The sequence below is a fragment of the Robertmurraya sp. DFI.2.37 genome, assembly GCF_029211245.1.
GTDB lineage: Bacteria > Bacillota > Bacilli > Bacillales > Cytobacillaceae > Robertmurraya > Robertmurraya methanolica_A.
In genome coordinates this window covers 26,615-37,693 of record NZ_JARGEJ010000046.1, presented here as the reverse complement: position 1 = coordinate 37,693, position 11,079 = coordinate 26,615, and the positions used below count along the sequence as shown (strand labels likewise).

The 11,079-nt window shown below is 37.9% G+C and carries 8 protein-coding genes and 1 riboswitch; of the genes, 5 read left to right on the top strand and 3 right to left on the bottom strand.

Features of this window, described 5'->3' with window-relative positions:
* Positions 1 to 409: 409 nt before the first annotated feature.
* Together PZE06_RS19390 and PZE06_RS19385 are read left to right on the top strand one after the other, a co-directional pair.
* Complete coding sequence (locus PZE06_RS19390; RefSeq protein WP_275791936.1) at positions 410 to 844, top strand: RrF2 family transcriptional regulator; 435 nt, start codon at positions 410 to 412, stop codon at positions 842 to 844.
* Positions 845 to 1,273: 429 nt separating this feature from the next.
* Positions 1,274 to 2,341: an iron-containing alcohol dehydrogenase family protein gene (locus tag PZE06_RS19385; protein ID WP_275791935.1), complete on the top strand. Its 1,068-nt coding sequence runs from the start codon at positions 1,274 to 1,276 to the stop codon at positions 2,339 to 2,341.
* A 115-nt stretch (positions 2,342 to 2,456) separates the two neighbouring features.
* Here PZE06_RS19385 and PZE06_RS19380 read toward each other — a convergent pair whose 3' ends face one another.
* The 3 genes from PZE06_RS19380 to PZE06_RS19370 are packed head-to-tail and all read right to left on the bottom strand — an operon-like array spanning position 2,457 to position 6,666.
* Positions 2,457 to 3,305: a PRD domain-containing protein gene (locus PZE06_RS19380; RefSeq protein ID WP_275791934.1), complete on the bottom strand. Its 849-nt coding sequence runs from the start codon at positions 3,303 to 3,305 to the stop codon at positions 2,457 to 2,459.
* 32 nt (positions 3,306 to 3,337) lie between these two features.
* Positions 3,338 to 4,798 carry a glycoside hydrolase family 1 protein gene (locus tag PZE06_RS19375; protein WP_275791933.1) on the bottom strand — a complete coding sequence of 487 codons (1,461 nt, stop codon included), beginning with the start codon at positions 4,796 to 4,798 and terminating at the stop codon, positions 3,338 to 3,340.
* Positions 4,799 to 4,818: 20 nt separating this feature from the next.
* Positions 4,819 to 6,666 carry a beta-glucoside-specific PTS transporter subunit IIABC gene (locus PZE06_RS19370; RefSeq protein WP_275791932.1) on the bottom strand — a complete coding sequence of 616 codons (1,848 nt, stop codon included), beginning with the start codon at positions 6,664 to 6,666 and terminating at the stop codon, positions 4,819 to 4,821.
* 393 nt (positions 6,667 to 7,059) lie between these two features.
* Here PZE06_RS19370 and PZE06_RS19365 point away from each other — a divergent pair, with 393 nt between their 5' ends.
* The 3 genes from PZE06_RS19365 (at position 7,060) to PZE06_RS19355 (ending at position 10,648) form a co-directional block, all read left to right on the top strand.
* A complete protein-coding gene (locus PZE06_RS19365) occupies positions 7,060 to 7,887 on the top strand; it encodes an AraC family transcriptional regulator (protein WP_275791931.1) in 828 nt (275 codons plus the stop codon).
* A gap of 534 nt (positions 7,888 to 8,421) precedes the next feature.
* Positions 8,422 to 8,536: riboswitch (TPP riboswitch) on the top strand.
* A gap of 135 nt (positions 8,537 to 8,671) precedes the next feature.
* Positions 8,672 to 10,456 (top strand): phosphomethylpyrimidine synthase ThiC, encoded by a 1,785-nt coding sequence (gene thiC, locus PZE06_RS19360; RefSeq protein ID WP_275791930.1) that lies wholly within the window; start codon positions 8,672 to 8,674, stop codon positions 10,454 to 10,456.
* A 21-nt stretch (positions 10,457 to 10,477) separates the two neighbouring features.
* The gene (locus tag PZE06_RS19355) at positions 10,478 to 10,648 is read left to right on the top strand and encodes a serine protease (RefSeq protein WP_212934099.1); all 171 of its coding nucleotides are present in this window, start codon (positions 10,478 to 10,480) and stop codon (positions 10,646 to 10,648) included.
* The last annotated feature ends 431 nt before the right edge of the window (positions 10,649 to 11,079 follow it).

Genomic DNA, 11,079 nt, shown 5'->3' with positions numbered 1-11,079 from the left:
GATGTCTTGAAGAAAACGAATAAACAAACACAGCAATTACTTAAAAATCAACTATCACAATGGGTTACAGGTTTACCCGGTTATATTAGGGCTTACCTGCCTGATTTGGTCTGCGAAAGTTGAGTTAATAATATCGATCGTTTTTTGAGATAACATGATGAAACTACTCCTTTTCTATTTAAGAAATATTTCAAATACATCTTTTATCATAGATTTAAATACGTCTTAAAGCAATATTTTAAATACATCTTTTATGTTTACAATTTGAATTTTGTAGCCAGTCATATATTCTATAAACAAGGCTTTGTTAAATCATTTTGTTTCATGTGAAACGAAGATCCCTGAGAAAATCAACAAAGACATCTTACAAAACTATTAACAAAAGGAAATAACGTGAGGAGAAAAGATAATGCGTTTAACTAGTTACTCAGACTATTCTTTTAGGGTTCTCATTTATTTAGGCACAAAGGATCGCGAGAAACTAATAAAAATCACCGAAATCGCAGAAGCATTTTCTATTTCAAAAAATCATCTAATGAAGATCATTCATCATTTAGGAAAAATGGGATATATAGAGACCATTCGCGGTAGAGGCGGAGGCGTTCGACTAGCAAAGTCCCCCTCCGAAATAAATGTTGGCAAGCTAGTTCGCCAGACAGAAGAAGATTTTCATATTGTTGAATGTTTTGATCGTAAAAATAGTCAATGCGTCATTACGCCCGTATGCTCACTAAAGCATATTTTTCAAAACGCTTTAGACCAATTTTTAAAAGAGTTGGATCGCTATACGCTTGAGGATGTTGTGAAAAACAATATTATGTTAAAAGATTATTTTTCTTCTTAGATCTCATATATTGAAATGCTGAGCGAAGGTGGAAAAACTATCCCAATCAATAAACAAATGAGCTCGTTTAAGGTTTATCCATTGATAGTTAAGAGTAAATGTCATCTCAATCCGCTCAGCATCCATGGCTTGGATATGTGGTTCTCAATCACTTCATCGACCACCAACTAACTTTTTTCTTTTTCTTCAACATAAGAAGGTGAGTTTATGGCGCAAGTTTGCATAAGAATAAGTTTCCCTTTCTTATTCCTTATTACCAACCTTTAATCCCCCCTTTAACAATTAGCAGATTATTGTTAAAATACTCATATATTAAAATTTTTTAGGCGTGTGACTGGTAATGCAGGCAAGACCTAAATTGGGCAGTAACTTCATGCTGCTCAATTTAGGTTTTTATTATTTATCACATCGAAAAGGAGACGAAAACGAATGCAACCAGAAGACATAGTTAGAAGTGGACCTAATCAATATATTTGTAAAGAAGGGGTTTTGAAAGATATTTCTTTGTTCTTAAAGAATTTTCAATCTCCTGTTGTTATTACAGGGGATAAATCCTATCGGGCGTTTAAAAATTATACATCTTTACCATCTCATGTGGAGACCATTCAATATCATGGATATAGTTCTGATACTGCCATTCAAAGCTTGTCTGAACGTGCTAGTCATGCGGATATGATTATTGGAATTGGTGGCGGGGTGATCATCGATACCGCTAAATCAGTCGCTGACAAGCTAAACATTGAAGTGATGACGATTCCTACTGTTATTGGCACATGTGCTGCAAGCACTCCTTTAAGCGTCATTTATGATGATGAAGGAGCCTTTACAAGAGTTGATTATCATAAGCGTTCTAGTTATGTAACATTAGTCGACCCTTTATTCTTACTTTGCTCTCCAGTTGATTACTTTAAAAGCGGCATTGGCGATACATTAGCAAAATGGTATGAAGCTGAAGCACTCATTCGAAACAATATGAGCAATGATGACTTTTCCATTATGATTCATACAAGCTTACAGCACTCTTCCTTCATTAAAGAGATTTTATTGAAAGAGAGTCCAACGGCGATTCAGAGTTTAGAAACGAGTACCCTTTCGCCTTCATTTATAAAGGTTATCGAAGCCGTCATCACTTTAGCAGGCACAGTAGGTGGATATGGGGGACGTTATGGTAGAATGGCAGGAGCACACGCCATTCATAATGGACTTAGCTTTGTAAACGAAACTCATAGCATTCTTCATGGACAAAAGGTTGCCTACGGTATCTTAGTCCAATTAATTCTCGAAAACCGAGTTGAAGAAGTAGGGGAACTGATTCCTTTTTATCGAACCCTTGACTTCCCTGTTAATTTTAAAGATTTAGGTATAACTGAGAATCAAGAACGAGCTAAAATGCTTATCGCGAATCATGCCATTAACCCAAAAGAGTCGCTTCAGTTAATGGGAATGTACAGCGAAAATGACGTAATTCGCGCCATTGAACATTTGGAGCATCTTTAAATAGATACAGCCACTTGCTATCCTATATAGAGCAAGTGGCTGTTTTTGATTGCAGAGCTATCCTCCGATCATACCTGAAGGGCGTTAAACATTCATGTTCCGCATCGGTATTCATTTAGTTAAGCTGATTATAAGAAATTAATCTGTGAATATGAACAGCAAGATAGGTCAGTTCCTCATTAGGCACTGTTTTCTCATATACTTGTTTAATATATTCTTTAATTTTAAACGCACCATCCATGGCGTGAGGATATAGACTGGAAATCTGCTCAAAAAGGACGTTGTCTTTATCCTCAAGCATGTTATCAGCAAAGAAACGCTCTACAAAAAATCGAACATGGGTTATAAACCGAGTGTAATGGATGTTTTTTTCTTCGATGTTAATATTCAAAGTATATCGAACTAGATTCACAATACTTCCGATCATCTTGGCTGCCTTCATTGCATCTTTAGATTCTTCTTTTTCTCCTTGGGCATTCACCAAATGGAAAGCAATATTTGCTGCTTCTTCGATTGGCATTTCAATCCCGAGCTTTTCATTCATTAACTTCAAGGCAAAAACACCGATTTCAAACTCTTCCGCATAATAATTTTTAATTTCCCAATAAACGCGGTTAGTGATGTTGATATTCTTTTTATATCGTTCCACGGCAAAATTCAAGTGATCCATTAACGTAAAGTAGATACCCGCATTTAGCTTCACTTCTAGTTTTTTTTCTGAATAATTGACAATTTGTTGAGTTAGCTCTATAAATACAGGCGGGATCGCATCCAATAAACCAAGAAACTCTTTCACTTTAACATTTTCAACAGGTATGAACATCTGATCAGCCTTTTTTTCTTCTATCGTACTACCAGCCTTTTGTCCATAGCCTATTCCTTTGCCGAAAAGAATGTATTCTTGTTTCTGTTCATTTTCTACCAATATTACGCTTGAATTCAGGACTTTTTTAATTCTAATCACCGTGTTCACCTACCATAAGAAAAATCAATTCGTTAATCTAAATATTCACCATTACTTTCAATCACTTTTTTGTACCAGTAAAAGGAGTCTTTTTTGCTACGTTTTAGCGTACCATTTCCTTCATCATCCTGATCTACGTAAATGAAGCCGTATCTCTTAGACATTTGTGATGTCCCTGCACTAATTAAATCAATTGGCCCCCAGCTTGTATAACCAAAGAGCTCTACCCCTTCTTCTACAGCTTCTTTCATTTGTTTGAAGTGTTCTCGGAAGTAATTAATTCTATAATCGTCATGGATCGAACCATCGCTTTCTACTACATCCTTTGCTCCCATACCATTTTCTACAATGATCAAAGGCTTCTTATAGCGGTCATATAATTCGATTAGTGAAATCTTTAAGCCCACTGGGTCAATTTGCCAGCCCCAATCCGTAGAAGGTAAATAGGGATTTTTAACACCCATTATGGTATTACCAGCTGTTCGTTCCATTCCATCTTTTGCCGATTCAGTCAATGACATATAATAACTGAACGAGATGAAATCAACCGTGTTATTTTTTAGAATGTCTCTATCCGTTGGTTCCATTTTAATTTTGATATTTTTACGCTCAAACATTTTCTCAATTAATACTGGGTACTCTCCGAAAACTTGAACATCAGAATAAAAATAATTATGAAGATTCTTTTTAAGAGTCAATTCAACATCCTGAGGATTACATGTATTCGGGTACGTAGTTAGTTTTGTTAGCATACATCCTACTTGACTGCCTTCAATGATTTTATGGCAATCTCTTGTTACCAAGGCCGATGCCACAAATTGGTGGTGAAGCGCCTGATAAATCAGCTCTTCTTCTTTCCCTTCTGGACAACGGTCAGGGATAATTCCTGCAGTTGTAAAAGGATGACGATTGATACTATCAATTTCATTAAATGTGAGCCAATATTTCACAAGATCCTTATAACGATTAAAACATACATTACTAAACCGAACAAAATCATCGATTACTTTTCTTTCAACCCAACCATTATATTTCAGGCTTAATGCAAGTGGCATTTCATAATGGGAAAGGGTAACAATTGGTTCGATCCCCAATCTTTTCATTTCCGTAAACAGATTATCGTAAAACTGTAAACCAAGTTCATTCGGTTCTAATTCTTCTCCAGTAGGAAAGATCCGACTCCATGCAATTGAAACTCGCAAAGTTTTAAAGCCCATTTCGGCAAACAGAGCCAAATCCTCTTTATAATGATGGTAGAAATCAATCCCTCTGCGTTTCGGATAGTGTTTATCATCCGGATCTGCTGCCGCTTTTTCTATCATTTTAGAAGAAATAGCCACGTGGCCTTCATAATCATCTAACTTTAAGTTTGATTTATAAACTGCCACATCAGCGACGGATAACCCTTTACCATCTACATTCCATGCACCTTCTACTTGATTCGCTGCTAATGCGCCGCCCCATAAAAAATTCTTTGGAAATCCTTTAGTCATAATGTCCATTCTCCTTTTCACTATTTTTCTAACAATGACACAACCATTAATGTATCTTTTCGATCAACTTGTTTTAAATCCGCAACATGGATTGAGTAATCATCCTTATTCGTCACTACTGCAATGGTTACAGGGTCATACCCTTCTTCTATAATCTTTTCAAGATTGAACTTCAATAACAAATCTCCCGCTTTTACTTCATCTCCAACCTTCACTTGAGGTTCGAAATATGCTCCTGCCAAGCGGACAGTATCGATTCCAACATGGAACAAAATTTGCGCCCCATTCCCCGCTGACAATCCTAATGCATGATTTGTATCGAAAATCATTTCAATTTTACCATCGACAGGTGCGTATAATTCTCCTACTGACGGAATAACCGCTACTCCATCCCCCATTACTTTAGAAGAAAATACTTCATCCTTCACATCAGATAAAGGAATCATTTGGCCAACAATTGGGCTTTTAAATTCTTCCTCTATCTTTACAGCTTCTTTCACTTCATGTTGTTCCTTTTTCCCCTTTTGGTCTTTCCCTAAGATAAATGCGGCAACAAAGGCCACTACAAAGGAAATGACCAAACCGATGATTGCGTTGATGATATTCTTTGGCAATTCCTCGGAAATAAACATCGATAAGCTGGCTAGTCCTGGCCCAACGGTAACAAATGCCTGTACACCAGCAATACCAATAAATATAGCACCAAAAAAGGAACCAATCATCACACTGCCAAGGACCTTTTTATTTTGAAGCGTCACACCATATAATGCTGGCTCGGTGATTCCGAATAGAGCTGAAATACCAGCAGATATTGCTGTTGACTTTAGCGTCTTATCTTTCGTTCTTAATGCAACTGCAAAACAAGCTCCACTTTCTGAAATATTATGTGCAAGTGAGGCTGGTAAATAAAGAACCTCCTTGCCAAGCTCGCTCATGGTTGTTACTGCATATGGTACCATCGCCTTGTGCATCCCTGTTGCGACCATAAGTGGCAGAACAGTCGCTAAAAGCGCTACAGCAATCCAGCCTACTTTATCAAATATCGCAAGAATAACTGTCGTAAACCCTTGTCCAAGTGTAAAACCGATAGGTCCTAATATTAATAAGGAAATCGGTACCGTGATTAAAAGTGACATCATTGGTACAAAAAAGATTCGAATTGGCTTTGGCGACACTTTTGTAAACCATTTTTCAATCTGTGCGTATAATAGTACCGTTAAAATAGCCGGAAATACTTGATATGAATAGGCAATATTTTTAATATCAAGACTGAATAACTGAGCACCCTCTCCTAGCAATGCTGACATGCTAGGCAGGATTAATGCACCTACAGCTGATAGGGCAACAAGTGGATTGACCTTTAATTTATTTGCAGTCGTTACCGCAACTAATAATGGAAGAAAATATAATGGCGCATCCCCAATTAAATTTAAAATCGTATAGGTTTGTCCACTTGAATCTATTAAACCTAATACAGATAGTAGTAATAATAATGACTTTAATACTCCTCCACCAGCAATCGCTGGAACTAACGGCTGAAACACACCCACGATAAAGTCTAATATCACACTTCCTATTTTTTGCTTCTGCTTCGGCTGATCTGCAGCTTCGTTATGTCCGATGTTTGGTCCTAATAGTTTTATTACTTCATCGTACACTTCTACTACTTCGTTCCCTATCACAACTTGGCATTGGGCATTCATTTTAACGGCGATTACCCCTGGAACTTCTTCTAGCTTTTCTACATTTGCCTTGCTACTATCAATTAGGGAAAAACGCAATCTTGTTGAACAGTGTTCGAAGTGGGAAACGTTTTCTTTTCCACCGACATTCTTTAACACTGCGGTTGCTGTCTGTTTGTAGTCCATCCCTCTTCCTCCTTTTACAAAAAAAATGATGATATTTCATGGCTGAAGACGCAAAAAGGCAGGACCTAAAACAGCAAATAACAATGATTTGCCAATTTTAGATCCTGCCTGCATTACCAGTCACATGTCTAATTTGTTATTAGATTTGTCTACATTATATGATCCTAACTTGAAAGCGTCAACAGTTTTTTTATTTCTAATTGATCCGAATCTTTCAATTTTATTTATAATAAATATGGCAGGAATTTCACTATAGTATTTCTTTCAAACAAACCCTCATGTTTCATCCAAATTCACTGATTTTCTGGGATAATCAAACTAACTCTTTTTAGTATCCGTTACTATGTTATAATAACCAATAATGATAATCATTTTCATTCAAGTGTAAAAAGGGTGACTGCATTGTCTATTAAAACAAATGAGTTAATCGAGTATTTTGCAACCTCCTCGATTCAATTTAGAAACGCTTTTAAAAGTACATTACCTGCCGGAAAAATAGATACGAATCGAAAAACAGATTCACAAACTTGCGGACTGGTTATTCCGCTCGAAGGTGAAGCTCGCTTTTCCTTAAATGGCGTTCCCTACCATATTAATAAAAATACGATCGTTCATGCTGGAGCAGGAATGGATATTGAAATCAAAACCTTTGAAAATAATTGGACATACGTGGTCATTCACTATCATTTAATCGATGCTGAGGGTAAATTTAGTACCTTCGCCAACAAGCACTTCTCAATCGAAATTGATAATATGGAGGAAATTTTAGCGGTTGTTCAACAATTATTGAGCAAAAATATGAATCCTGATTATTTCTCGCAGTTTGAATTAAAGGTTCTGTTCATGAATTTACTTCAATCGATCTTAAACGGGGCAAGAAACAGCCAATACAATTTTACCGTACAGCAAGTAACAAAAATACTAGATTATTTCCACACGCACTATGAGCAAGAAGTCAGCATTAGTGAAGTGGCCGACATGTTCGAGATTGATCGCAGAAGAATCGCTTACCTCTTTGAAAAGATTACAGGCTTAACTCCGATCCAATATTTAACGAGATACCGAATCTCCAAAGCAAAGGAATTGCTCACCATTAGTGAACTGACTGTCTCGGAAATTTCTGAAGCAGTCGGATATCAAGATAATTTTTATTTCAGTAGGGTTTTTAAAAGTTTAACAGGAACTTCCCCCAGCCAATATAGAAAAACACATCAAAAGTAATAGTGAGAGCGGGAGCTGGTGCTGGATCAGTTCGTTCTTTCACAAACAAGGAAACCGACGAACGGGAGCCTGAGCACAAGCAAGAAGGTTACTTAGCCGGTAAGAGTGACACATGCAAGGTTTTTTGTTCAAACCTGGTTTCTATTTGGACTCTATTTACAGGAAGCGCTTGACTATTGTCCGAATCTGGGTTGGATTCGGGCTCTATTGCGCCGGCCCAAAAGATTTCTGTCCGGATTGGGATTCTATTCGGACTCTATGAATCTTGCCCACGTACCTTTTGTCCAAATCTCGATTTGACGCGAACATGTTCCCATGAACCTTTTATTCCGATGGAATTCCATTTGACCACACTTGGCCTTGCTCCCCTATCGATCCAAACAAACTATGCAGGGATTCGGGTTCCGCTGTCTTTCCTTGTAAGTGGCCTCGATGAAAAATCCAACCATTTTCAATTAAACAAGTCCAAGCTTATTTTCTAAATTTTCCTTTTATTTTTGTGAAGAGTCATGTATACTAGACTCAAATTGAATACGAAATAACTAGGGGAGTCCAATGAGTTGGGCTGAGAAAGAAACGCGATGAAGTTTCTTGACTCTTGGGACCTGATCTGGTTCATACCAGCGTGGGGAAGTTAGAAGCATCATTATCGTTATACTACTTCTGTATACATATTAGCCGGGTCCAACCATTATTGGACCCGGCTTTCTTATGTACTTCATTAGCTTTCCACTTGTTGTGTTCTATTTCTTGTCCTTATATCCAAAAAAAGGAGAGATTTATTATGTCAACATCTTCATTAAATGAACAAAACATTGCCATCATGTCCAATTTTTCCGGGAGCAAAAAGGTCTATGTAAAAGGATCCAGACCTGACATTAACGTCCCCATGCGTGAAATCCAGTTAAGCCCGACAACCGGCACGTTTGGAGACGAGGAAAATCCTCCAGTACGTGTATATGACACGAGTGGACCTTATACAGACCCCCATTATGCTGTCGATATTACAATAGGTCTTCCTCCCCTCCGCCGTCCTTGGATTCAAGAACGGGGGGATGTTGAGGAATACGATGGTCGGGAAATCAGGCCTGAGGATAATGGTTATAAGGATGAAGACGATCCTCGCACGAATCATAACGTATTCCCCGGTTTAAAACGGAAACCGTTACGAGCCAAAAAGGGGAAAAATATTACACAGCTTCATTATGCGAGAAAAGGAATTATCACCCCTGAAATGGAATTTATCGCTATTAGGGAGAATATGAAGCCTGAATTCGTTCGTGATGAAATTGCAAAGGGGCGAGCGATTATTCCTTCTAATATCAATCATCCAGAATCAGAGCCGATGATAATTGGACGTAACTTTCATGTAAAAATCAATGCAAATATCGGCAATTCTGCTGTTTCATCCTCCATTGAAGAAGAAGTTGAAAAAATGACCTGGGCGACACGCTGGGGCGCTGATACTATTATGGATTTATCAACCGGTAAAAATATTCATAAAACGCGAGAGTGGATTATCCGTAACTCACCTGTTCCTGTCGGGACTGTCCCTATTTATCAAGCACTTGAGAAGGTAAATGGCGTTGCTGAAGATCTCACTTGGGAGATTTACCGCGATACCTTAATTGAACAAGCTGAGCAAGGCGTTGATTACTTCACAATTCATGCTGGTGTTCTTTTGCGCTATGTCCCGCTAACAGCAAAACGTTTAACAGGGATTGTATCTCGCGGTGGCTCCATCATGGCACAATGGTGTCTGCACCACCACAAAGAAAACTTTTTATATACGCACTTTGAAGAAATTTGTGAAATCATGAAGTCCTATGATGTTGCATTCTCTTTAGGAGATGGTTTACGTCCTGGATCTATTGCAGATGCGAATGATGAGGCACAGTTTGCAGAATTAGAGACTCTTGGAGAGCTAACGAAAATAGCATGGGAGCATGATGTGCAGGTGATGGTCGAGGGACCAGGGCATGTACCGATGCATCTCATTAAAGAAAATATGGATAAACAACTGGAAGTCTGCCAAGAAGCTCCTTTCTACACACTTGGACCTCTTACGACGGATATTGCTCCTGGTTATGATCACATTACCTCTGCCATTGGAGCTGCCATGATCGGTTGGTATGGAACTGCCATGCTTTGTTATGTAACACCTAAAGAACATTTAGGATTACCAAATCGAGATGATGTCCGTGTAGGAGTGGTTACATATAAAATTGCCGCACACGCTGCTGATTTAGCAAAAGGACATCCAGGCGCACAAAAAAGAGATGATGCCTTATCAAAAGCACGCTTTGAATTCCGCTGGAGGGATCAATTTAATTTATCTTTAGATCCTGAACGGGCACTTGACTATCATGATGAAACATTACCTGCTGAAGGAGCAAAGACGGCCCATTTCTGTTCAATGTGCGGACCTAAATTTTGCAGTATGAGAATCTCTCAAGACATTCGCAACTATGCAAAAAAGAACAAACTTGATCCACAGGAAGCGATTGCATTAGGCATGAAGGAAAAGTCTGAAGAATTTAAGCAATCTGGCGGTAACATATACCAGTAACTATCTTAGGAGGTTATTTGGATGAAGGTTGAAAAAATGGAAGCAGAGATTAATCAACTAAAAAGCCATCTTGCTTTATTAGAGAAACGTTTAAAAGAGATTCAGCAAAATTGTGACCATCATTTTAGTAAAAGCAATCCTTATTATGAGCAATGTATCAAATGTAATAAAGTAAATGTTTTATATTATTAGGTCTAAACACACCCCTAAATTCAGTGTGATAAAGTTTTTCATCAGATACATAAAATGAGTTCGGTCCTGTCCCGAACTCATTTTTTATCGTAATTCACTGCCTATGATCATCTTAATGATTCGGCCAACAAAAATGCTCCCTCCCATATGGCTCCACCATTGTTGATCTTTAAACGCTCCTAATTTTGACTTTCATCATTTAGAATTTATTGGTTTAAACAAGCCTTTGCATTGGTTCGTTACTTGATTGGAAACTACTTACAGTCAAACACCCCCTGATATTCGGTCACAACCATTGAACATCCTCACTCTTGTTCTTTTTGGCGAACGAGATAGAATGGCAGGTGAGGAAGGTTTAAAAAAGGATATTCATCGATATAGAAGCTTGAGCATTGTCACATTTCGCATTATTACTGATTCCAGTCACACCT